Origin of the sequence: Photobacterium marinum (assembly GCF_000331515.1) — a bacterium.
GTDB lineage: Bacteria > Pseudomonadota > Gammaproteobacteria > Enterobacterales > Vibrionaceae > Photobacterium > Photobacterium marinum.
This window is the reverse complement of sequence record NZ_AMZO01000042.1, coordinates 14,179-35,719: the sequence shown is the minus strand read 5'-3', so window position 1 is coordinate 35,719 and position 21,541 is coordinate 14,179. Positions and strand designations below refer to the sequence as shown.

Annotated in this window: 22 protein-coding genes; 17 read left to right on the top strand and 5 right to left on the bottom strand. The window is 48.9% G+C overall.

Annotated elements, in window-relative coordinates; genetic code table 11:
• The first annotated feature begins 69 nt into the window (after positions 1-69).
• The 6 genes from rnr to rplI all read left to right on the top strand — a co-directional run bounded on the left by rnr (position 70) and on the right by rplI (position 5,094).
• Positions 70-2,622 (top strand): ribonuclease R, encoded by a 2,553-nt coding sequence (gene rnr, locus C942_RS22675; protein ID WP_007470818.1) that lies wholly within the window; start codon positions 70-72, stop codon positions 2,620-2,622.
• A gap of 3 nt (positions 2,623-2,625) precedes the next feature.
• Positions 2,626-3,360, top strand: a complete 735-nt coding sequence (gene rlmB, locus C942_RS22670) for a 23S rRNA (guanosine(2251)-2'-O)-methyltransferase RlmB (RefSeq protein WP_007470817.1) — start codon at positions 2,626-2,628, stop codon at positions 3,358-3,360.
• Between the two features lie 301 nt (positions 3,361-3,661).
• A complete protein-coding gene (gene rpsF / locus C942_RS22665) occupies positions 3,662-4,051 on the top strand; it encodes a 30S ribosomal protein S6 (protein ID WP_007470815.1) in 390 nt (129 codons plus the stop codon).
• 6 nt (positions 4,052-4,057) lie between these two features.
• Complete coding sequence (priB, locus tag C942_RS22660; RefSeq protein WP_007470813.1) at positions 4,058-4,360, top strand: primosomal replication protein N; 303 nt, start codon at positions 4,058-4,060, stop codon at positions 4,358-4,360.
• A 16-nt stretch (positions 4,361-4,376) separates the two neighbouring features.
• Positions 4,377-4,604, top strand: a complete 228-nt coding sequence (gene rpsR, locus C942_RS22655) for a 30S ribosomal protein S18 (RefSeq protein ID WP_002539422.1) — start codon at positions 4,377-4,379, stop codon at positions 4,602-4,604.
• A 37-nt stretch (positions 4,605-4,641) separates the two neighbouring features.
• Positions 4,642-5,094, top strand: coding sequence for a 50S ribosomal protein L9 (rplI, locus tag C942_RS22650; RefSeq protein ID WP_007470806.1), 453 nt, complete (start codon positions 4,642-4,644; stop codon positions 5,092-5,094).
• An 86-nt stretch (positions 5,095-5,180) separates the two neighbouring features.
• Here the strand turns inward: rplI and C942_RS22645 are convergent, their stop codons facing one another.
• A complete protein-coding gene (locus tag C942_RS22645) occupies positions 5,181-5,933 on the bottom strand; it encodes a DUF481 domain-containing protein (RefSeq protein WP_007470804.1) in 753 nt (250 codons plus the stop codon).
• Between the two features lie 266 nt (positions 5,934-6,199).
• Here C942_RS22645 and C942_RS22640 point away from each other — a divergent pair, with 266 nt between their 5' ends.
• Both C942_RS22640 and alr read left to right on the top strand, forming a co-directional pair.
• On the top strand, positions 6,200-7,597 hold the full coding sequence (locus tag C942_RS22640; RefSeq protein WP_036801556.1) for a replicative DNA helicase: 1,398 nt from the start codon (positions 6,200-6,202) through the stop codon (positions 7,595-7,597).
• 71 nt (positions 7,598-7,668) lie between these two features.
• Positions 7,669-8,748, top strand: coding sequence for an alanine racemase (alr, locus tag C942_RS22635; protein ID WP_007470799.1), 1,080 nt, complete (start codon positions 7,669-7,671; stop codon positions 8,746-8,748).
• A 122-nt stretch (positions 8,749-8,870) separates the two neighbouring features.
• Here the strand turns inward: alr and C942_RS22630 are convergent, their stop codons facing one another.
• Positions 8,871-9,290, bottom strand: coding sequence for a secondary thiamine-phosphate synthase enzyme YjbQ (locus C942_RS22630; RefSeq protein ID WP_007470797.1), 420 nt, complete (start codon positions 9,288-9,290; stop codon positions 8,871-8,873).
• Between the two features lie 280 nt (positions 9,291-9,570).
• On the opposite strand from C942_RS22630, the gene pgi reads away from it, so the two are divergent.
• The gene (gene pgi / locus C942_RS22625) at positions 9,571-11,223 is read left to right on the top strand and encodes a glucose-6-phosphate isomerase (protein WP_007470796.1); all 1,653 of its coding nucleotides are present in this window, start codon (positions 9,571-9,573) and stop codon (positions 11,221-11,223) included.
• Between the two features lie 74 nt (positions 11,224-11,297).
• Here the strand turns inward: pgi and C942_RS22620 are convergent, their stop codons facing one another.
• The 3 genes from C942_RS22620 to zur all read right to left on the bottom strand — a co-directional run bounded on the left by C942_RS22620 (position 11,298) and on the right by zur (position 12,720).
• Positions 11,298-11,507, bottom strand: coding sequence for a cold-shock protein (locus tag C942_RS22620; protein ID WP_007470794.1), 210 nt, complete (start codon positions 11,505-11,507; stop codon positions 11,298-11,300).
• A 265-nt stretch (positions 11,508-11,772) separates the two neighbouring features.
• Positions 11,773-12,237, bottom strand: a complete 465-nt coding sequence (locus tag C942_RS22615; protein WP_007470793.1) for a chemotaxis protein CheX — start codon at positions 12,235-12,237, stop codon at positions 11,773-11,775.
• A gap of 33 nt (positions 12,238-12,270) precedes the next feature.
• Positions 12,271-12,720 carry a zinc uptake transcriptional repressor Zur gene (gene zur / locus C942_RS22610; protein WP_007470791.1) on the bottom strand — a complete coding sequence of 150 codons (450 nt, stop codon included), beginning with the start codon at positions 12,718-12,720 and terminating at the stop codon, positions 12,271-12,273.
• Between the two features lie 614 nt (positions 12,721-13,334).
• On the opposite strand from zur, the gene cyaB reads away from it, so the two are divergent.
• The 8 genes from cyaB (at position 13,335) to C942_RS22570 (ending at position 21,486) form a co-directional block, all read left to right on the top strand.
• Positions 13,335-13,877 carry a class IV adenylate cyclase gene (gene cyaB, locus C942_RS22605; protein ID WP_007470790.1) on the top strand — a complete coding sequence of 181 codons (543 nt, stop codon included), beginning with the start codon at positions 13,335-13,337 and terminating at the stop codon, positions 13,875-13,877.
• 504 nt (positions 13,878-14,381) lie between these two features.
• Positions 14,382-15,422 carry a tRNA dihydrouridine(20/20a) synthase DusA gene (gene dusA / locus C942_RS22600; protein WP_007470788.1) on the top strand — a complete coding sequence of 347 codons (1,041 nt, stop codon included), beginning with the start codon at positions 14,382-14,384 and terminating at the stop codon, positions 15,420-15,422.
• A gap of 206 nt (positions 15,423-15,628) precedes the next feature.
• On the top strand, positions 15,629-15,865 hold the full coding sequence (gene pspG / locus C942_RS22595; RefSeq protein WP_007470787.1) for an envelope stress response protein PspG: 237 nt from the start codon (positions 15,629-15,631) through the stop codon (positions 15,863-15,865).
• Positions 15,866-16,068: 203 nt separating this feature from the next.
• On the top strand, positions 16,069-16,707 hold the full coding sequence (locus C942_RS22590; protein ID WP_007470786.1) for a TIGR04219 family outer membrane beta-barrel protein: 639 nt from the start codon (positions 16,069-16,071) through the stop codon (positions 16,705-16,707).
• 117 nt (positions 16,708-16,824) lie between these two features.
• Positions 16,825-17,058 (top strand): hypothetical protein, encoded by a 234-nt coding sequence (locus C942_RS22585; RefSeq protein WP_007470785.1) that lies wholly within the window; start codon positions 16,825-16,827, stop codon positions 17,056-17,058.
• A gap of 171 nt (positions 17,059-17,229) precedes the next feature.
• Positions 17,230-19,041, top strand: a complete 1,812-nt coding sequence (locus C942_RS22580) for an assimilatory sulfite reductase (NADPH) flavoprotein subunit (protein WP_007470784.1) — start codon at positions 17,230-17,232, stop codon at positions 19,039-19,041.
• Complete coding sequence (gene cysI, locus C942_RS22575) at positions 19,041-20,732, top strand: assimilatory sulfite reductase (NADPH) hemoprotein subunit (RefSeq protein WP_007470782.1); 1,692 nt, start codon at positions 19,041-19,043, stop codon at positions 20,730-20,732. The genes C942_RS22580 and cysI overlap by 1 nt, the downstream gene beginning before the upstream one ends.
• On the top strand, positions 20,725-21,486 hold the full coding sequence (locus tag C942_RS22570; RefSeq protein ID WP_036801554.1) for a phosphoadenylyl-sulfate reductase: 762 nt from the start codon (positions 20,725-20,727) through the stop codon (positions 21,484-21,486). The genes cysI and C942_RS22570 overlap by 8 nt, the downstream gene beginning before the upstream one ends.
• The last annotated feature ends 55 nt before the right edge of the window (positions 21,487-21,541 follow it).

Below are 21,541 nucleotides of genomic sequence, written 5' to 3'. Positions count from 1 at the left end.
TTTGCTCCCGTCTGTTCACCTATGGCCCGGATATACTATGGTTATATCTTCGCCAATATGGATCTGATTATGTCCAAAGGTACTACCGATTTACCGGTCGACCCTTTTCGCGATCGCGAAGCATCAAAATATGAAAACCCAATTCCAAGCCGCGAGATGCTTCTTGAAGTAATTCGCGGTTTCAGTACTCCTGTCAGCCGGGATCAGTTATTTGCTGAGCTGAAGCTTGAAGGAGATGACCAATATGAAGGCCTGCGCCGTCGCCTGCGTGCGATGGAGCGAGATGGCCAGCTTATTTACACCCGTCGCCAGTGTTATGCTCTGCCGGAGCGTCTTGATTTGATCAAGGGCCATGTTATTGGTCACCGCGATGGTTTTGGTTTCTTGCGCCCGGAAGGGGCGAATGCCAAAGAGGAAGATTTACTGTTGCCGGCGCACCAGATGCGTGGGGTGATCCACGGTGACTATATCCTAGCCCAAGTTGCGGGAACGGATAAGCGAGGCCGTCGCGAAGGCCGAGTTGTCCGTGTGCTACAGCAATACACCGGCCAGATTGTGGGGCGCTTCTTTATTGAAGATGGCCTTGGCTACGTGGTGCCGGACGATTCCCGCATTGCTCAGGACATTGTGATCCCGAATGATGAGCGTATGGGGGCCCGTATGGGTAACGTGGTTGTGGTTGAGATCCATCAGCGGGCAACCCGTCAGCACAATGCCATCGGTAAAGTGGTTGAAGTTCTGGGTGAGAACATGGCTCCCGGGATGGAAATTGAAATTGCTTTGCGTACCCATGATATTCCAAATGAATGGCCGACTGAGGTCGAAAAGCAGATCCAGGGGCTGGGTGAAGAAGTACCGGAAGAGGCCAAAAAAGGTCGTGTCGATCTGCGTGATTTGCCGCTGGTTACGATTGATGGTGAAGATGCCCGCGACTTCGATGATGCCGTTTACTGTGAACGCAAGCGCTCCGGCGGCTGGCGCCTGTGGGTTGCCATCGCTGACGTGAGTCATTACGTTCGCCCTGACTCTGCACTGGATAATGAAGCCGTTAAGCGTGGTAACTCTGTGTACTTCCCGTCACAGGTTATCCCTATGCTGCCGGAAGTGCTGTCCAATGGCCTGTGTTCGCTTAACCCACAGGTAGATCGCCTGTGTATGGTTTGTGAGATGACTATCTCGGAAAGCGGCAAGTTGTCTGGATATAAGCACTACGAAGCGGTGATGAATTCACATGCTCGCCTGACTTACACCAAGGTCAGCAAGATGCTTGAAGGTGACGAAGAACTGCGCGAGCGTTATAAGCCGCTGGTTCCACACCTTGAAGAGCTGTACGGTATGTATAAGGTGCTGAAAGCTGAGCGTGAGCTTCGTGGTGCAATTGAATTTGAAACAGTGGAAACCCAGTTCATTTTTAACGCTGACCGCAAAATTGACCGTATCGTCCCTGCTGAGCGTAACGATGCGCACAAGATCATCGAAGAATGTATGATCCTGGCCAATATTGCCTCGGCTCGCTTTGTCGAAAAAGCCAAAGAACCGGCTCTATACCGAGTTCACGATGCCCCAGGTGAAGAGCGTCTGACCGGTTTCCGTGACTTCCTGGGTGAATTGAGCCTGCAGCTGTCCGGTGGCCTTGAGCCATCTCCGCGAGACTATGCGGCACTTGCAACGCTGATCCAGAATCGTCCGGATAAAGAACTGATCCAGACCATGCTGCTGCGCTCAATGAAGCAGGCGGTTTACCAGGCTGACAATATCGGCCACTTCGGTTTGGCCCTGAAGCAGTATGCTCACTTTACATCACCAATCCGCCGTTACCCGGATTTGACCCTGCACCGTGCGCTTAAGTACCTGATAGCGAAACAGGAAGGTACCAACAAAGATCGCTGGACTCCGTCGGGTGGTTACCATTACTCCTTCGATGATATGGATTCCCTGGGTGAACAATGCTCGATGACAGAACGTCGTGCTGACGATGCAACCCGTGATGTTGCGGACTGGCTGAAGTGTGAGTACATGCAGGATCACGTCGGTGATGAGTTCGACGGGGTGATTGCCAATGTAACTGGCTTTGGTTTTTTTGTTCGCCTGAACGAACTGAACATTGATGGTCTGGTGCACATTTCGAACCTGGCAAATGATTACTACCAGTATGATGCTATCGGTCAGCGTTTGATCGGTGACAGTTCCGGTCAGGTATATCGCTTAGGTGATCCGGTGAAGGTCAAGGTGGCGGCGATTAATCTTAATGATCGTCAAATTGACTTTGATATTGTCGGCAGTGGCCGCAAGCCGCGTGGTGCTGGTAAAACAGCTAAGAATCGCGAGAAAAAGCAGCGTATGCGTAAAGCGGATGGGCTGAAGCGTCAGAGCCTGAAAGTCTATCGGGTTGAAGAAGGCGAAGCTCAGCAGGAGCACCGGAATAAGGCGAAAAAAGAGCGTCGCTCGGTACGCCAGATGCTTAAAGATGGTGCAGTGCCTCAGATTGAAGGGGACAAGCCACCGAAAGGCAAAAAAGGTAGCAAACAAGAAGATACCCAAAAGCCGAAAAAGAAATCCACCAAGGCACGTAAGAAGAAGCAACGTGCTGGTAAGAAAGAACGGGCAGCAAAGAAGAAATAACCAATGAGTAATGACATGATTTTCGGCATTCATGCCGTTAAAGCCGTTTTGGCGTCGGATCCTGCACGCTTTATTGAAGTGTTTGTCCTGAAAGGTCGTCAGGACGAGCGTCTGCTGCCAGTGCTGAATGAGCTGCAGATGTTGGGTATCACTATCCAGCAGGCTGGCCGTAAGGCGCTGGATGACAAAGTCAGGGGCGCTTCGCACCAGGGGATTGTCGCCCGAGTGCGTCCGGGTAAGCAGTACAACGAAAATGATTTGGAAGATTTACTGGCAGATAAAGAAAATCCGTTACTGCTGGTATTGGATGGTGTAACAGATCCGCACAACCTGGGTGCCTGCCTGCGAAATGCCGACGCTGCGGGTGCGGTGGCGGTGATTGTACCGAAAGATCGTTCAGCCCAGCTGAATGCGACAGCCAGCAAAGTAGCTTGTGGGGCCGCAGAAGTGGTGCCATTGGTACGCGTCACTAACCTGGCTCGTACGCTGCGAGCGCTGCAGGAGCAAGGTGTGTGGGTTGTCGGCACTGCGGGTGAAGCGACACACGATATCTACCACAGCAAGCTGACCGGCCCGCTGGCGATTGTGATGGGAGCAGAAGGTGAAGGTATGCGCCGTCTGACCCGCGAAACCTGTGATGATTTGATCAAAATTCCGATGGCGGGTTCAGTATCCAGCTTGAACGTATCGGTAGCGACAGGTATCTGCCTGTTTGAGGCGGTGCGTCAGCGTCAGTAACAGTCAGGGAAGTGAGTGGCTTTGTGGCCTTTGCCTCTCTGAAGTAAGAAGCGAGTTAGTCAGTAACGAGTTTCGAGAAAAGCAGCCCTGTGAATGTTAAGTAAGTAAAATTGCTGCAATGTTCACAGGGCTTGCCATTTTCGGCGTCTCGTACCTTGTTTCTTTTTTAAAATTCGCTTGCTTAGATTGCCCATTCTCTGTACTATTCTGCCTCCAAATTCTCGGTTCTTTTTTTAGTTCCTTGCTTCTCATGGATGACCGAGCCAACTAGAGAAGCTGATTAATCCGTAAGGAGCAACCAATGCGTCATTACGAAATCGTATTCATGGTGCACCCAGATCAGAGCGAGCAAGTTGCTGGCATGATCGAGCGCTACACTGGTGCAATCAAAGATTCTGGTGGTCAGATTCACCGTCTAGAAGATTGGGGCCGTCGTCAACTGGCTTACCCAATCAACAAACTGCACAAAGCACACTACGTTCTGATGAACGTTGAAGCTGAGCAGTCTGTAATCGACGAGCTGGAGTCTAACTTCCGCTTCAACGACGCTGTGATCCGTAACATGATCATGCGCACCAAAGGCGCTATCACTGAGCCATCTCCAATGATGAAGGCTAAAGAAGAGCGTGCCCCACGTCGTGAAGAGCGTGCAGAACCTGCACAATCTAAAGGCGAAGAAGCAGCTGAGTAATATTGGATGACCAATCGTCTGGAGTTGTCTGGCGTTATCGCCAAAGAACCCAAACGAAGCCGGTCGCTGGCAGGAATTCCTCATTGTCACTTTGTGCTTGAGCATCGTTCTTACCAGCAAGAAGCTGATTTACCACGCCAGGTGTATTGCTACATCAACGTGGTGGTTAGCGGGCAAGGTCAACAAGTTCTCACTCAAGATTTAGCTGTCGGCAGTCACATTAAGGTAGGAGGCTTTGTCTCATACCAAACCGGTCGAAATGGTATCGGTAAATTAGTGTTACATGCTGACCACATTGAAAAAATTTAGTTCAGGAGATAAGCCCATGGCACGTTTCTTCCGTCGTCGTAAGTTCTGCCGTTTCACTGCAGAAGGCGTACAAGAGATTGACTACAAAGACGTAGCAACTCTGAAAAACTACATCACTGAAGCTGGTAAAATCGTACCAAGCCGTATCACTGGTACTCGCGCTAAATACCAGCGTCAGCTAGCTCGCGCTATCAAGCGTTCTCGTTACCTAGCACTTCTACCATACACTGACAAGCATCAGTAATCGGTAGCGGTTTAATTAAGTTTAAGAGGACAAGATAATGCAAGTTATTCTACTTGATAAAATCGGTAACCTGGGTGGCCTAGGCGATCAGGTTAACGTTAAAGCGGGTTATGCACGTAACTTCCTTATCCCACAGGGTAAGGCAGTAATGGCTACTAAAGCTAACGTTGAGATGTTCGAAGCTCGTCGTGCTGAGCTAGAAGCTAAAGTTGCTGAGCAACTGTCTGCTGCTGAAGCACGCGCTGAGAAAATCAACGCTCTAGAAGCTGTAGTTATCGCTTCTAAAGCTGGTGACGAAGGTAAACTATTCGGTTCTATCGGTACTCGTGACATCGCTGATGCAATCACTGCAGCTGGCGTTGAAGTAGCGAAGAGCGAAGTTCGTCTACCAGAAGGCGCTCTGCGCACGACTGGCGAATTCGAGATCAGCATCCAGCTGCACTCTGACGTATTCGCAACTCTTAACCTAAACGTTGTTGCTGCTGAGTAATAGCTTTTAGCGTTAAGATGTGGAAAAGCCAGCCTTCGGGCTGGCTTTTTTGCGTTTGGGGTTTGGGGAAATCTGACCGGTCTTGATCAGATTTTGAAAAGTAGGTTAATGGTCATGGTGGAATCGCGCTTTTTCAGCCCTTCCGGTACCCAACTGTTTAATTTTTGGGTGTTACTGATTTTGATGGCGATATTTTCCGTCACGGCACTGGTCAGGTTTATCTGAGTTTCCAGGGTGCTATTACTGTTGCCGGCAATACCGGTAATACGGCCGCTGAGTTCGACGTTTTTTGACGGTTTCCAGGTGAACTTGGTGTTAGCACGGAGGATCAACTCATCCACCGTTTCCGGTACGATGATGTCGTCATCATCAATTTCGTCGATATTGGGTTCCTGGTGACGGTAACCCGGACCGAGTTCGACTTCCATCTGGAAGGTCTCTAATCGCAGCAACTGGTAACCCAGACCTGTTGCTAGAGTGAAGTCCGCAAAGTACGGTCCGTATTTGTCATCAATATAATTGGCGTTGCCCAGCACATAGGTTTTCTCGTTGACCTTAAGGTCACTCTGCAGCTCAAGCTGGCCTTTACGTTTATCTTCCTCACCATCTTTTTCTGCCAGCAGGTATTTGGCTTCGACGGTTTGACGCAGCTGCTTCTTTACATAGGTCAGCCCTACGCGGGTATTCAGGGATTCAGAGTCGGAGTTCCCCCCCAATGACTGGTAACCAAGCTCCAGTTCGCTGGTCCAGGGTGAGGGTGGCTTGGTCGGGGCATCCTCGTCGTCTGCATAGGCGGCAGTATTGGCAAGTAGCAATAAGACCATCAGGTATCTTGCCAAGAGTCCTCCTTTGGATAGCGGGCAAGTAGTAAATATGGAAGCAAACCATAGATTTTACCTTATTAATGTCATTGTTTGGTCAGGAATTGTATTCATGTGCGCAGTTGGCACGATTTCGCGACATAATGCTGATGAGTTCACCTGACACTGGGATGTTGACTCTTTCCTCACTATTATTTGATGTATTAATGAGATTGGTGCTCAGAGTCTGTTTGAATAAGGTATAATGCACCGCTCAGTTTTTTTCCGGTAACCACGCAATTCCTATGGCAGAGAAAAGTAAACCGTATAAATTCAAAGATTCCCAGATGGATGCCGCCAAGATGCCGCCTCACTCGCTGGAGGCAGAACAGTCCGTCCTAGGCGGCCTGATGCTGGACAACGAAAAATGGGATACGGTGGCAGAAAAAGTCGTCGCAAAAGATTTTTATAGTCGTCCTCACCGGATGATTTTCGAGGGGGCTTCGGTTTTACTTGAAAACGGTCAGCCATTGGATCTGATCACTCTGTCGGAGCACCTTGAACAGTCGGATCAGCTGGAAGATGTCGGCGGCTTTGCCTACCTGGCGGAGTTGGCCAAAAACACCCCGTCAGCAGCCAATATTTCGGCCTATGCTGAGATTGTCCGTGAGCGTGCACTGATCCGCGACATGATTGGTGTGGCGAATGAGATTGCTGATGCCGGTTATGACCCGCAGGGCCGCACCAGTGAAGATCTGCTCGATATGGCAGAGAGTAAGGTTTTCGCCATTGCGGAACAGCGCACCTCTGAAAATGAGGGGCCGCAGAATGTCGATAATATCCTTGAAAAAACGCTGGAACGTATCGAGCTGTTGTATCAGAGCCCTCAGGATGGTGTGACTGGTGTTTCGACCGGTTTTACCGACTTGAACAAGAAAACCGCAGGTCTGCAGGGTTCGGATCTGATCATTGTGGCAGCGCGTCCGTCGATGGGTAAAACAACCTTTGCCATGAACCTGTGTGAAAATGCAGCCATGGAGCAGGATAAGCCGGTGCTGATCTTTTCGCTGGAGATGCCTTCAGAACAGATCATGATGCGTATGCTGGCGTCCTTGTCTCGGGTTGACCAGACCAAGATTCGTACTGGTCAGCTGGATGACGAAGATTGGGCACGTATTTCTTCTACCATGGGGATCCTGATGGAGAAGAAAAACATGTACATTGATGACAGTTCAGGTTTGACACCGACTGAAGTTCGCTCTCGTGCTCGCCGGGTTGCCCGTGACCACGGTGGCTTAAGTTTGATCATGGTCGACTACCTTCAGCTGATGCGTGTTCCAGGCCTGCAGGACAACCGTACTCTGGAAATTGCCGAAATTTCCCGCTCCCTTAAGGCGCTGGCGAAAGAGCTGAATGTGCCTGTGGTTGCTCTGTCGCAGCTTAACCGATCGCTGGAACAACGTGCTGATAAACGCCCGGTTAACTCTGACCTTCGTGAATCCGGTGCGATTGAGCAGGATGCCGACTTGATCATGTTCATCTACCGTGACGAGGTTTACCACGAAGACAGTGCTTTGAAGGGGATTGCGGAAATCATCATTGGTAAGCAGCGTAACGGTCCGATCGGTTCGGTGCGTTTGACCTTCCAGGGGCAGTTCTCACGCTTCGACAACTACGCCGGCCCGGCCTTCGACGAGGAGTAAACGGCAGTTTTCTTTATCACTGGGGCAACGGATGATTGCGCCAGTTTGAACAAATGAGTATAGGATTTTCAATGAAAGCAGCGACAGCTTATATCAACACGGAAGCGCTGACTCACAATCTCAGCCAAATCCGGTTACAGGCACCACACAGCAAAATTCTGGCGGTAGTGAAGGCTAACGGTTACGGGCACGGCCTGGCGCATGTGGCTACAAGCCTGCCTGATGTTGATGGTTTTGGTGTTGCCCGCATCGAAGAGGCGTTGGCTCTGCGGGCGAAAGGTGTCGTTAAGCCAGTGCTTTTATTGGAAGGTTTTTACGCGCCGTCGGATTTGCCTGTACTGGTGACCAACAATATCCACACTGTGGTTCACTCTATAGAGCAGCTTGAAGCACTGGAGCAGGCGAAGCTGGACGGGCCTGTGGTGGTGTGGCTGAAAATCGATACCGGCATGCATCGTCTAGGCGTTCGCCCTGAACAGTTTCAGGAGTTCGTCGAGCGTCTTCATGCCTGTAAAAATGTCGCTAAACCGCTGCGTTACATGAGCCATTTTGGCTGCGCTGATGAGCTTGAAAGTGATGTGACCTGTCAGCAAATCAATACCTTCCTGTCCCTGACTGAAGGATGTAGCGGTGAACGCTCGCTGGCGGCATCTGGAGGGATTCTGGCCTGGCCTGACAGCCATCTGGAATGGATCCGTCCGGGTATCATCATGTACGGTGTTTCTCCTTTTGTAGAGCCAGAGCGTTCGGCTGCCTCTTATGGCATGAAGCCGGTGATGACACTGACCTCCAGCCTGATTGCCGTCAGGGATGTTAAGAAAGGCGAGAAAGTCGGCTATGGTGGTATCTGGACCAGTGAGCGCGATACCAAAGTGGGCGTGATTGCTATCGGTTACGGTGACGGTTACCCGCGTACAGCACCAAACGGCACACCAGTGTTAGTTAATGGTCGTGTTGTTCCTATGGCTGGCCGAGTGTCGATGGACATGCTGACGGTGGATTTGGGACCGGATGCGACCGATAAAGTCGGCGATGAAGCGATTTTGTGGGGCGAAGGCCTGCCGGCAGAAGTGGTAGCTGAACACATCGGTACCATCGCCTATGAGCTGGTGACCAAGCTGACATCCCGCGTTGCCATGGCTTATTGTTAATTAGCCGGATAGCCCAGACCAAGTAGCTCTGAATAAGTGGATCTGATTTGGATAGCTACCAAGGTTTTGAAAGCCGCAGCGTTTGCTGCGGCTTTTTTGTATCTGCTGTATGGTTTGCGTGCTTATTCGCCCTGAATCGTTAGGACCACCCGGCGGCTGCCACCGAAATCTCTGTGTTCCCCGAGGTAGATCCCCTGCCAAGTCCCCAATGCCAGGCGACCTTGTGTGATCGGAATCATCAGGCTGTTGCCCAGGGTTGAGGTTTTGATATGTGCCGGCATGTCATCATCACCTTCATAAGTGTGACGGTAATACGAAGCCCGCTCCGGTACTGATTTGTTGAAATGGGCTTCCATGTCGCTGCGTACGGTCGGATCGGCATTTTCATTAATTGTCAGGCTGGCTGAGGTGTGCTGAATAAAACAGTGAAGTAGGCCAACTTGGTACTGCTGAAGCTCCGGGATTTGTTGTTCAATTTCATCGGTTATCAGATGAAAACCCCGGCTGCGAGGTTTTAGCTGAATCGTTTTTTGAAACCACATCTGTTCGCCCTTTTGTTATCGTTTTGCTGCAATCTTAGTTGATTACTGTATTCATGCAGATGCTTTACGTCTATTATTTACTCTCGGTTTTCGTGACCTGACTCAATGAAGCTTGGGATATCTTCACGTCATAATTTGTCACAAGTCGTAAAATTACAAAAATATAGCCAGGCCAGCAGGTTGCGCTACAATTGACAACATTTAAGAATATCGGGGATCCATGGGCAGGATCAGTCTGATAAAGCCGATGGATTAAAATTAAAAAATCAGGAACTTCACCATGTTGAAAAACATCAACCCAACGCAGACTCCTGCTTGGAAAGCACTGACAGCACATTTTGAAGAGGCACAGGATCTACAGCTTAGTGAGCTGTTTGCAAAAGACAGCGAGCGTTTCGCTAAATTCTCGGCTAATTTCGGTTCAGACATCCTGCTGGATTACTCAAAGAACCTGATTACAGAAGAGACTATGAGCAAGCTGCTTGATCTGGCAGAGCAAACAGAAGTTAAAGCAGCGATTGCTGATCTGTTCAGCGGTGAGAAGATCAACCAGACTGAAGGCCGTGCAGTACTGCACTCAGCTCTGCGTAACCGCAGCAACACACCGATCATGGTTGACGGTGAAGATGTAATGCCAAACGTGAATGCGGTTCTGGAGAAGATGAAACACTTCACAGCCCGCATCGTTGATGGTGAATGGAAAGGTTACACTGGTAAGGAAATTACTGATGTTGTAAACATCGGTATCGGTGGTTCTGACCTTGGTCCTTACATGGTGACTGAAGCGCTGGCTGCGTACAAAACTCGCCTGAACCTGCACTTCGTATCGAATGTTGACGGCACTCATATTGCCGAGACACTGAAGAAACTGAATCCGGAAACAACTCTGTTCCTGATTGCATCTAAGACATTCACTACCCAGGAAACGATGACTAACGCGCACTCTGCACGTGACTGGTTCCTGGCTCAAGCACAGGATCAGGCACACGTAGCTAAGCACTTTGCTGCGCTGTCTACTAATGCTTCTGCTGTTGCTGAGTTCGGTATCGATACTGACAACATGTTCGAATTCTGGGACTGGGTTGGCGGTCGTTACTCTCTTTGCTCTGCTATCGGTCTGTCAATTAGCCTGTCTATTGGCTTCGATAACTTTGTTGAGCTGCTGGAAGGTGCCCATGCAATGGACAAGCACTTTGCAGAAGCGCCTATGGCTGAAAATCTGCCTGTAATTCTTGCGCTGATCGGCATTTGGTACAACAACTTCCACGGTGCAGAATCTGAAGCTATCCTGCCTTACGACCAGTACCTGCATCGTTTTGCGGCTTACTTCCAGCAGGGCAACATGGAATCTAACGGTAAGTGTGTAGACCGTGGCGGTAACCCTATTGACTACCAGACTGGTCCAATCATCTGGGGTGAACCAGGCACTAACGGTCAGCACGCGTTCTACCAGCTGATTCACCAGGGAACCAAGCTGATCCCATGTGACTTCATTGCACCGGCTCTTAGCCACAACCCGCTGAGCGATCACCATCCTAAATTGATGGCGAACTTCTTCGCTCAGACTGAAGCATTGGCATTCGGTAAGACTAAAGAGCAGGTAGAAGCTGAGTTCGTTGCAGCAGGTAAGTCTCTGGATGAAGTGAAAGGTCTTGTTCCGTTTAAAGTATTTGAAGGTAACCGCCCAACCAACTCAATTCTGGTTAAGCAGGTAACTCCTTCTGTTCTGGGTTCTCTGATCGCGCTGTACGAGCACAAGATCTTCACTCAGGGCGTTATCTGGAACATCTTCAGCTTCGATCAGTGGGGTGTTGAGCTGGGTAAACAGCTGGCAAACAACATCCTGCCAGAGCTGAATAATGCTGAAGAGATCAGTAGCCACGACAGTTCCACCAACGGCCTGATCAATGCGTTCAAAAACTGGCGCAAATAAGTAGCCGTACTGAATATAAAAAACGCCGCATTTGCGGCGTTTTTTTATTCTGAGACTTTTGGTGCTCAGCCAAATTAAGGCAGCGCAATAACTTCGCTAGCCTGTGGACCTTTCTGACCATCTGTTACGATAAATTCAACGCTCTGACCTTCGTGCAGAGTGCGGCGGCCCTGAGCTTGAATTGCACTGTAGTGAACGAATACATCCTTGCCATCAGCACCAGAAATGAAGCCAAAGCCTTTTTCATCGTTAAACCATTTTACGGTTCCAGTCAGTTTGTTCATGTTACGATCTTTCCTTTGAATGAAGTATTTCCTTGCTCGCCAGCTTGGCTGAGCAAAATAACGTGCTGACGATCAATCTATAAGAGCCTTGATGCTTATTCAGCATAACCAAGTCTAGATCGATTATATGAGGGGTGGTAGTTTTTTGTCTGGGATTTCTGGCTGCTTCACATAAATTTCAAAGTGATAGCAATATGGAGACGGGAAGAGAGGGATCGCCAGCCAGAAATATCTGACTGGAGCGATTCACAGAGTGAGGTTAGGGTTAACCATCGAAGCAAATTTCGATGAATGCCTTACCAAACTTAGAGTCAAACGGCATGATAATAATTGCACCTTCACATTTGTGAGTGATGGTGTGGCCGCGACCTGAGACAACTGCTGGGGTGGCCATTTCAAAATCATAGCCTTTTTCTGCCAGGATGCGTTTCGCACCGCCGGTTACCATATTGGTGATTTCCCCCACCATGTCCGTGACTTCTTCATTAATCCCGTTCGGTCGTTCGCCCAGCATGCGCTGCATGATCTCCAACGCCAGGTTTTCATCAAAAGTAATCGACATTGAACCACGGGTTTGTGGGCCAACCATGCCGATAAGACCTGATACATCACCGCGGGCAACCTCGTCACGCTTCACTCGAGGTTTTTGCGGAGCCAGCTCCATTGATGCCATTGTTTTCAGGACATTCAGGAGCGAAGCTAGGAAAGGGTTTACGAATTCTGCACGCATAATCTGATAATGACTGTATTGAAATTTAAGGAACTATTGCTCACTGTTTTGACATTTATGGCAAATGCCATGGCTTTCCACTACATGGTTAGATATCCGGAAGCCGTGTTTTTCTGCCTTCTGACGTAATAGTTTAGCCAGTTCGTCATCATGGCACTCTTCGACTGTACCGCACTCGTCACAAATAAGCAGCTGGGAACTGTGATCCGCGTGTCCCAAGACACAACAGGCAATATAGCTGTTGGTGGACTCTACTTTATGAACAAATCCTTGAGCTAATAGAAAATCGAGAGCCCGGTAAACTGTCGGTGGCTTTGCTTGCGGCTCGGTTTCCCTGAGTAAGTCCAGCAGCTCGTAGGCGCTGATTGAGCTGTGATGCTCAACAATTAACTCAAGGACTTTCAGCCTTTGAGGTGTCAGCCTGACTCCCCGTTGCTCGCAAATCTGTTGGGCTTTATTCAGCAGTTGCGTTTGATTTGCCATATAACCTCAAAAAACAGCGACAAGTGCAGTAGTTTATCATAGCTCGTGCCAAACGTATCTTAGTTCCACTAATTCTGGACAAATAGCTCAGAAAAATCGTGTGTAGGATCACGCTCAACAGTCTGGATTTTACTTGGTAGTACCGTAATAACAGGATGCCGTCCATCATCTTTGTGTGCGTACACCTTTATCTGTATTTATAAGCTTTTTGCTGCCATCTTTAAAGTTCTCCCAATATTTTGATAGCTAAGTTATTGATACTTATTGCTTGTACAGCTCTTTGAGTTCTTTGCCTGTGGTTGTCCAAATGCTGGTTTGTTTCTCTTTTTTAATTTGATGTCTTGCTCAATCTTTTGTTTTAAATGTGATTTTTGTTTTTCTGATAGTGGTTGTGCTTATTTTTACTGTCCGATGTTATTAGTATTTGGCCTATGGATGTCTAAAAGATTGGTTTTATATGAGGTGTATCTCCTTATGGAGTGCTTTCTTTCTGCTATAGCCTAATGCTCACTAAGCTGTGACATAGTTACAGAATCAGAAACTGATTAACCAGTTTTTACAATTTAGTCTGTTTTAATAATGGCAAAAGAAATGAAGGCAAAGGACTGAGTGAAATGAGTGAGCATTTTGTGGGCAAATATGAAGTGGAATACAAGTACCGGGTTGAATCGCACCAATCTGTACTGGCGACACTGCAGGCGTTGGGTGCCTGTGTGTTTGTAGACCAAAACCGTGAGCGGGATATTTACTTTGAACGTGGTGATAAGGAGTTGGCTCAGCAAGGAATGAGCATGAGTGTACGGGTGATGAAGCCTTCCGGGATCAAGCTGTGGATTGTGAAAGGCCCGGGAAATGATCGATGTGAAGCTGTTAATGTCGAGTCGGTGAGTAAAACCTGTAGCATGCTGGAAACTCTGGGCTATCACCCTGCATTTACGATTGAGAAATCCCGCAGTATTTATTTTCTTGAGCAGTTTCATGTCACTCTGGATGTGGTCAGTGAACTGGGCTGTTTTGTTGAAATTGCAGTAATGACAGATGAAGCTGAGTTTTTGGAACCACTAAAAGAGCAGTGCCTTCAATTGAGTGAAAAATTGGGCTTAGGCAGCGATGCTTTGGAAGTGAACTCATACCGTGCTCTGTTAGGCCATATATAAACAGTCGTAGCTGGAATAGCCTAAGCCAAGGGGGAAGGCGCAAACAGATAAATCCCTGTACAGCTTTTCGGGTAAAAAACAGAAAAAAGGTTTTCGACTGGACGGTAGAATGAATTGCTTGTTGTTAAGTTATTGAATTTCAATGGTTGAGACCGAATGTGCAGGTTTTGGGGTTATTGATGGTCAAAAGCTTATATTGCTGTACGTTTTTGGTGGTTGTTTTATTTAATTATTTAAAAACAGAGTATTACACCTTTTATTGAAAGTAATGTGATGTTCTTTTTGCTATCCCAGCATTAGTGAAAAGCAGCAAAAGGGGAGCATTCGGTCCTATTGGGCTCAAAGCCATAATGGGGTAGAATCCGCTCTCTTTTATATAAACAGCCGTTAAGAATACTGGTTTTCCGTTTGGTTTTTTGCCGGACAGAGGCTAAGGGTTGTGTCATTAGAATGGCATGATGATGTTCAGATAACGGGTAAACGGGTTAAATTGAGGTTTTTTCGATGCCAAACAGTGCTGTTGCCAACCGCGACGATCTACAGACAGAACAAACAGCGAAGGGTGATTACCCTTCATGCCGCTTCTCTGTTGCCCCGATGCTCGACTGGACGGATCGTCATTGCCGCTATTTTCATCGTCAGTTGAGCGAGCATGTGCAGCTGTATACTGAAATGGTGACAACCGGTGCGATTATTCACGGCAAAGCAGATTACCTGGCTTACAACGAAGAAGAACATCCCCTGGTTCTTCAACTGGGGGGCTCGAACCCGGCGGAACTTGCCCAGTGTGCCAAACTGGCGCAAGAACGAGGTTATGACGAAGTGAACCTGAATGTAGGTTGCCCGTCTGACCGTGTTCAGAACGGTCGTTTCGGGGCCTGCCTGATGGGTGAAGCGGAGCTGGTTGCTCAGTGTGTGGCAGCTATGCGTGAAGTGGTGGATATCCCGGTCAGCGTTAAAACCCGCATTGGTATTGATGAGCAGGATTCTTACCAGTTCCTGACTGACTTCATTGGCACGGTAAGCGAAAAAGGCGGTTGCAGCGACTTTACTATCCACGCCCGTAAAGCCTGGTTGCAGGGTTTGAGTCCGAAAGAAAACCGAGAGATCCCGCCGCTGGATTACCCGCGTGTTTATCAGCTGAAGAAAGATTTTGCACACCTGACCATGGCGATTAATGGTGGGGTAAAAACGATGGAAGAAGTTGAAGCGCACCTTGAACATTTGGATGGCGTAATGGTTGGCCGTGAGGCATACCAGAATCCGTATATGATGGCCGATCTTGACCAGCGCCTGTTTGGAAGCAACAAGCCGGTGAAAAAACGCCGTGAAGTGGTGGAAGCCATGTTCCCATACATTGAGCGTGAGCTGGCAAAAGGTACTTATCTGAATCATATCTCACGTCATATGCTGGGCTTGTTCCAGAATATGCCGGGTGCCCGCCAGTGGCGTCGTCATATCAGTGAAAACGCCCACAAGCCGGGTTCTGGTATTGAAGTACTGGAGCAGGCAATGGCGAAAATTCCTGCCCATCTTGATGTGTAATCAATGTGGTTAATTTCGCCATGTTAAGTGGCGGAAAAAGCTAAAAGAGAAAAGCGCGAACAGTAAATGGGTCGCGCTTTTTTTGTATCTGGCTGATAAATATGGAGTTAGATAAACGGCGTGAGTCTGGTCCGGTTTGTGCTATTACAATTAAGGAAAAGAAAGGAAGTTAAAGCAAATAAACTGAAGCGAAGAGAGGTCTGACGATGATTGAGTTCCTGTTTTTATTGGCGTTTGCCTTTGTACTGGTGTTTACCGGGGTAAGTATTGTCGGCATGTTGTTTGCTGTGCTGATTGGTTTTGTGGTCATGGCGCTGGCTGGCATGATCGGCATGATGTTCAAGCTGTTACCATGGCTGATCCTGATAGCCGTTGCCGTCTGGTTATATAAAGACAGAAAAGGCGAGCAGCGTCATTGTCGCCATTATCGTCGTCGGCCATAACCATTGACTATTCATCATCGACTATTGTTGAAGCCTGGTATTCAGGTCCGTTATGACATGCTGTGCCTGTATAAGCGGATTCTGGCAACTAATGCTGATTTTGTGCCGAGCTTAATAAGCTCGAGATGGAAATGCGGTTTTTTTGTACGCCATCTGGTATAGTCTTCGCGATCAGAAAATTCTAATAAGAGCGGAGACTCGGCATGAAAAAATTGACAATTTCTGCTGTCGCTGCGGTGGTTGCTTTGTCAGCGGCAGTTCCGGCGCAGGCAGCAACGCTGTTAGGTGTGAAGGCAGGTGCGGATGCATGGTTTGCAGACGCTAAAGTTAACAATGCTAGCAACAGTGATAGCGATACTCACCAGTCATACTATGTAGCGCTGGAGCACTTTATCCCATTGGTACCAAACTTCCGTTTGCGCTACAGCGACGTTGATGCAGGTAATGTATCTTTTGGTCAGACTGACTACACAGCGTACTACGAAATTCTTGATAACGATGCTGTTGCGTTCGATATCGGTATCACCATGTCGAAATTCAATGCCGGTAAATTCGGAAACGAAAGCTTCAGCGAATGGCAGCCAAATCTATACGGTAACGTAGAGTTGGGTCTGCCGATGACGCCGGTATCCGTATTTGGTGATCTGAACTTCGGTAACTATGACAGCACTAGTACTGTTGATGCTCAGGTGGGTGTGAAGTGGACACTTCCACTGATTGCCGCTGATCTTAACCTACGCGGCGGCTACCGTGTGATGGATTACGATTTCGACTTTATCAAACAGTCTGGTGGTGAAGTGAAGCTGGATGGTTGGTTTGCCGGTGTTGAAGTTGATTTCTAATCTTTTGCTTTAACAGCTGTTTTTTTAAAAGCCACGCTTTTGCGTGGCTTTTTTGTTGCCTGTTTTTGGTTTTTTGTACCATTTTTAAAAGTGATACAACTATCAGGAAATGGGCGAATGACATTAACTGAACTGAAGCGTTTATATGCCAACAGCGAGATAGTGGAAGCGGTTATCGAGCCTTCGATTCAGGCTAATGGCTGGATCGTCGAGTTTCGGCATCGCCGTGGGGGCTTTGTTCCGCTGACCGACGGTTCCGGCAGCGAAAAGTGCTACCACGATATTGATACCGCGACAGAACGGGCGTTTGAAGTTGGCTTCCATCAGGTACGTATTGCAGATACTTTCTGAATCCTAAGCAAATGGTCTCAGCAAAAATAGTCCGGCTTAACCTTAGTTAAGCCGGAAAAGCTGGCTGTGTTTTACCTTACTAAAAGTTATAAAGCATTCTTATCTATTCTTTCTAGTTATTTCCTTGAGTGGCTAATCTAACACTACGCAATGTATAGGGATCGTCGTGTCATGTTACTCAAGGAACTCTCGGCTATAGCCAGTCCACTCAATGATAAGCAGATAAGTCAACTGCAGCAGGCCGCAGCAGAGTTAACGCCACAGCAGATGGCGTGGATCAGCGGATACTTCTGGGGCTTAAGCCAGACTCAGCCTGTCGGTCAGTTACAGCCTGCTCAGCAACCTGCTGCAGCGGCCCGGCCAGCAGGTAAGCTCACTATTATTTATGCTTCCCAGACGGGAAATGCCAAAGGTGTCGCGCAGGCCCTTAAAGAAGAAGCCGATGCAGCCGGTGTTGCCGTTGAACTCTTTGCTGCCGGTGATTACAAAGGTAAAAACCTCGCCAAAGAAACCCATGTCATCATTGTTGCTTCCACTCATGGTGAAGGGGAAGCACCGGATGATGCTATTGAACTGCATGAATTCCTGCAGTCGAAAAAAGCCCCGAAACTCCCCAATCTGAAATATGCGGTCATAGGGCTGGGAGATTCCAGTTATGAGTTCTTCTGCCAGACGGCGAAAGATTTCGATGGTTTCCTCAGTAAGTTAGGGGCCGAGCCAATGTTGCCGCGCTTTGACTGCGATGTCGACTATGATGCGCCGGCGGCTGAGTGGCGTCATCAGGCACTGGAAAAGGTTCAGGAAACCTTATCAGTTGGTGATGCCGAGGTAGTCCAGTTGCCGGTTGGTCATGCCCAGCAGGTGACGTCTGTTTACACTAAACAAAATCCGTATACCGCAACTTTGCTGACCAATCAGAAAATTACCGGTCGCAGTTCAGGTAAGGATGTTCGTCACATTGAAATTGATCTTGAAGGTTCCGGACTGAGTTACCAACCGGGTGATGCCCTTGGCGTCTGGTACGAAAACGATCCGGCTTTAGTTAATGCCCTGCTTATTCGGGCTGGGCTTGATGGCTCGGAGAGTGTCGAGGTTGATGGGGAAAACTTTTCTCTGAAACAGGCACTGATCAGTAAATACGAAATTACACTTGCCAACCCGCAATTGGTGACGGCTTATGCTGATCTGTCTGGCAGTAAAAAGCTGGCTAAGCTGTTGGCTGATAAAGACAAGTTACGCAGTTATGCTGCCAGTACTCAGGTAGTCGATGTACTGGCAGAGAAGAAAACCAGGCTGACGGCACAGCAGCTTATCGGTTTGCTGCGCAGGTTAACACCACGTCTGTATTCCATCGCCTCCAGCCAGGAAGAGGTTGGAGAAGAGGTACACCTGACCGTCGGGGTTGTGGAATACGATGCCGGGGATGAAACCCGACAGGGCGGAGCTTCCGGGTATCTGTCCCGTCGCCTTGAGGAAGGTGGAGAGGTGAAAGTTTTTGTCGAAGCTAACAATAACTTCAAGCTTCCGGCTGATGATAACACTCCTGTGATCATGATAGGTCCCGGAACGGGAATTGCGCCATTCCGCGCCTTTGTTCAGGAGCGAGATAACCGGGATGCCACGGGTAAGAACTGGTTGTTATTTGGCGACCGGACCTTTACTTACGATTTCCTGTATCAGGTTGAATGGCAGAAGTATCTGAAAGATGGCGTATTGACACAGATGGATGTGGCGTTCAGCCGGGACCAGGCCGAGAAGGTTTATGTCCAGCACCGGATTTTAGAACACGCCGGACAGGTATGGCAGTGGCTGCAGGACGGTGCCCACCTGTATGTCTGCGGAGATGCCAACCGGATGGCGAAAGATGTCCATGAAGCCCTGATCTCAGTCGTTGAACAACAGGGCAGGCAGAGCCGTGAACAGGCGGAGCAGTATTTGAATGAACTGCGCAAGACTAAGCGTTATCAAAGGGATGTGTACTAATGAGCGAGCAAAAATTATCAGATAACGAACGCCTGAAAGGCGAAAGTAATTTCTTGCGCGGGACCATTGTTGACGATTTGAATGATCGCATTACCGGCGGTTTTACTGCCGATAACTTTCAGCTGATCCGCTTTCATGGCATGTATCAGCAGGATGACCGGGATATTCGTGCCGAGCGAGCCAAACAAAAGCTGGAACCGCTGCACAATGTGATGCTGCGGGCACGAATGCCGGGCGGCATCATCACTCCCAAGCAATGGCTGGCGATTGATAAGTTCGCTGATGAACATACTCTGTATGGCAGTATTCGCCTGACGACGCGCCAGACATTCCAGTTCCACGGTGTACTGAAGCCAAATATCAAGCTGATGCACCGGACATTGAACCAGATTGGGATTGATTCGATTGCGACTGCCGGCGATGTGAACCGTAATGTTCTCTGTACCTCGAACCCGGTAGAGTCGACCCTTCATCAGGAAGCCTATGAGTGGGCGAAAAAGATCAGTGAGCACCTGTTGCCGAAAACCCGGGCTTATGCCGAGATTTGGCTTGATGGCGAGAAGCTGGAAACTACGGATGAAGAACCGATACTGGGCAGTACTTACCTGCCACGTAAGTTCAAAACCACAGTGGTGATCCCGCCGCAAAATGATGTCGACGTTCATGCCAACGACTTGAACTTTGTGGCTATTGCGGAAGATGGCAAGTTGGTGGGCTTTAATGTCCTGGTTGGTGGCGGTCTGGCCATGACCCATGGTGACAAGTCGACATATCCGCGCCGGGCTGATGATTTTGGTTTTATCCCGCTGGATAAAACACTGGATGTCGCGGCTGCGGTTGTCACTACCCAGCGTGATTGGGGTAACCGTTCAAACAGGAAAAATGCCAAGACCAAATACACCCTGGATCGGGTTGGTATTGATGTCTTCAAGACGGAAGTGGAAAAGCGTGCCGGAATTACGTTTGCCGACAGTCGTCCTTATGAGTTTACCGAGCGCGGTGATCGTATCGGCTGGGTGGAGGGGATTGATGGTAAACACCATCTGGCACTGTTCATCGAAAATGGTCGCTTGCTGGATTATCCCGATAAGCCACTTAAAACCGGTGTTGCTGAAATCGCCAAAGTTCATAAAGGTGATTTTCGAATGACAGCCAACCAGAACCTGATTGTGGCTGGTGTGGCTGCCAGAAACAAAAAGGCGATTGAAAAGATCGCTCGTGATCACGGGCTGATCGACGATGGTGTCAGTGAGCAGCGCAAAAATTCAATGGCTTGTGTTTCGTTGCCGACGTGTCCGCTGGCAATGGCGGAAGCCGAGCGTTTCCTGCCTGGTTTTGTTACCGACATTGAAGAGCTGTTAGCAAAACACGGGCTGGCAAAAGATGAAAATATCATTTTACGGGTTACTGGCTGTCCGAACGGCTGTGGCCGGGCGATGCTGGCAGAGATAGGCCTGGTAGGCAAGGCTCCTGGGCGTTATAACCTGCATTTGGGCGGTAACCGAAACGGTACCCGGATCCCGAAGATGTACCGTGAAAACATTACTGTGGCTCAGATTATGGAAGAGATTGATGCTTTAGTCGGCCGCTGGGCGGCAGAGCGGAATGAAGGGGAAGACTTTGGCGACTTTACCATCCGCGCAGGGATCATCGAGCCGGTTTTAGTTTCTAAGAGGGATTTCTATGCCTGATATCGCATTGGCTGAATTACGCCAGCAAAGCAAAGTTGAACAAATTCTCCGGCTAGCGGAAATTAATGCTGAACTGGAAACATTATCGGCCCAGGATCGGGTCCGCTGGGCGCTGGAAAATCTGGATGGTGAGTTTGCCCTGGCATCAAGCTTTGGCATTCAGTCGGCGGTGATGCTGCATATGATCACCCGGGAAAAGCCAGACATTCCGGTGATCCTGACCGATACCGGTTACCTTTTCCCGGAGACTTATCGTTTTATCGATGAGCTGACTGAGCGTCTGTCGCTGAATCTGCATGTGTACAGTGCAGAGCAGACGCCAGCCTGGCAGGAAGCGCGGTTTGGCAGGCTGTGGGAGCAGGGCGTTGACGGACTCAAACAGTACAATCGGCTCAACAAGGTCGAGCCGATGCGACGTGCTTTGGATGAGCTGAATACCGGAACTTGGTTCTCCGGCCTGCGCCGGGAGCAATCGGATTCGCGGGCGACCTTGCCGGTATTGGCGATTCAGAATGGGCTGTTTAAATTCCTGCCGTTGATTGACTGGAATAACAAAGATATCCATCAGTATCTGACAAAGCACGATCTGCCGTATCACCCGTTGTGGGAACAGGGGTACCTGTCAGTCGGAGATACCCATACGACTCGTAAGTGGGAGCCGGGTATGAAAGAAGAGGAAACTCGTTTCTTCGGTCTTAAGCGAGAATGTGGCCTGCATGAGGATGACGGCGAATACGACGGTTCCGGGATTTGAACCTTGTTATTGTGATGTACTGTACTAAGACTTGGTTGATGCAAAAGCCTGAGCA

What these genes read in the sequence shown, in the direction of transcription:
- rnr (WP_007470818.1), top strand. Translation starts at nt 70, where the DNA reads ATGTCCAAAGGTACTACCGATTTACCGGTCGACCCTTTTCGCGATCGC.
- rlmB (WP_007470817.1), top strand. Translation starts at nt 2,626, where the DNA reads ATGAGTAATGACATGATTTTCGGCATTCATGCCGTTAAAGCCGTTTTG.
- rpsF (WP_007470815.1), top strand. Translation starts at nt 3,662, where the DNA reads ATGCGTCATTACGAAATCGTATTCATGGTGCACCCAGATCAGAGCGAG.
- priB (WP_007470813.1), top strand. Translation starts at nt 4,058, where the DNA reads ATGACCAATCGTCTGGAGTTGTCTGGCGTTATCGCCAAAGAACCCAAA.
- rpsR (WP_002539422.1), top strand. Translation starts at nt 4,377, where the DNA reads ATGGCACGTTTCTTCCGTCGTCGTAAGTTCTGCCGTTTCACTGCAGAA.
- rplI (WP_007470806.1), top strand. Translation starts at nt 4,642, where the DNA reads ATGCAAGTTATTCTACTTGATAAAATCGGTAACCTGGGTGGCCTAGGC.
- C942_RS22640 (WP_036801556.1), top strand. Translation starts at nt 6,200, where the DNA reads ATGGCAGAGAAAAGTAAACCGTATAAATTCAAAGATTCCCAGATGGAT.
- alr (WP_007470799.1), top strand. Translation starts at nt 7,669, where the DNA reads ATGAAAGCAGCGACAGCTTATATCAACACGGAAGCGCTGACTCACAAT.
- C942_RS22630 (WP_007470797.1), bottom strand. Translation starts at nt 9,290, where the DNA reads ATGTGGTTTCAAAAAACGATTCAGCTAAAACCTCGCAGCCGGGGTTTT.
- pgi (WP_007470796.1), top strand. Translation starts at nt 9,571, where the DNA reads ATGTTGAAAAACATCAACCCAACGCAGACTCCTGCTTGGAAAGCACTG.
- C942_RS22620 (WP_007470794.1), bottom strand. Translation starts at nt 11,507, where the DNA reads ATGAACAAACTGACTGGAACCGTAAAATGGTTTAACGATGAAAAAGGC.
- C942_RS22615 (WP_007470793.1), bottom strand. Translation starts at nt 12,237, where the DNA reads ATGCGTGCAGAATTCGTAAACCCTTTCCTAGCTTCGCTCCTGAATGTC.
- zur (WP_007470791.1), bottom strand. Translation starts at nt 12,720, where the DNA reads ATGGCAAATCAAACGCAACTGCTGAATAAAGCCCAACAGATTTGCGAG.
- cyaB (WP_007470790.1), top strand. Translation starts at nt 13,335, where the DNA reads ATGAGTGAGCATTTTGTGGGCAAATATGAAGTGGAATACAAGTACCGG.
- dusA (WP_007470788.1), top strand. Translation starts at nt 14,382, where the DNA reads ATGCCAAACAGTGCTGTTGCCAACCGCGACGATCTACAGACAGAACAA.
- pspG (WP_007470787.1), top strand. Translation starts at nt 15,629, where the DNA reads ATGATTGAGTTCCTGTTTTTATTGGCGTTTGCCTTTGTACTGGTGTTT.
- C942_RS22590 (WP_007470786.1), top strand. Translation starts at nt 16,069, where the DNA reads ATGAAAAAATTGACAATTTCTGCTGTCGCTGCGGTGGTTGCTTTGTCA.
- C942_RS22585 (WP_007470785.1), top strand. Translation starts at nt 16,825, where the DNA reads ATGACATTAACTGAACTGAAGCGTTTATATGCCAACAGCGAGATAGTG.
- C942_RS22580 (WP_007470784.1), top strand. Translation starts at nt 17,230, where the DNA reads ATGTTACTCAAGGAACTCTCGGCTATAGCCAGTCCACTCAATGATAAG.
- cysI (WP_007470782.1), top strand. Translation starts at nt 19,041, where the DNA reads ATGAGCGAGCAAAAATTATCAGATAACGAACGCCTGAAAGGCGAAAGT.
- C942_RS22570 (WP_036801554.1), top strand. Translation starts at nt 20,725, where the DNA reads ATGCCTGATATCGCATTGGCTGAATTACGCCAGCAAAGCAAAGTTGAA.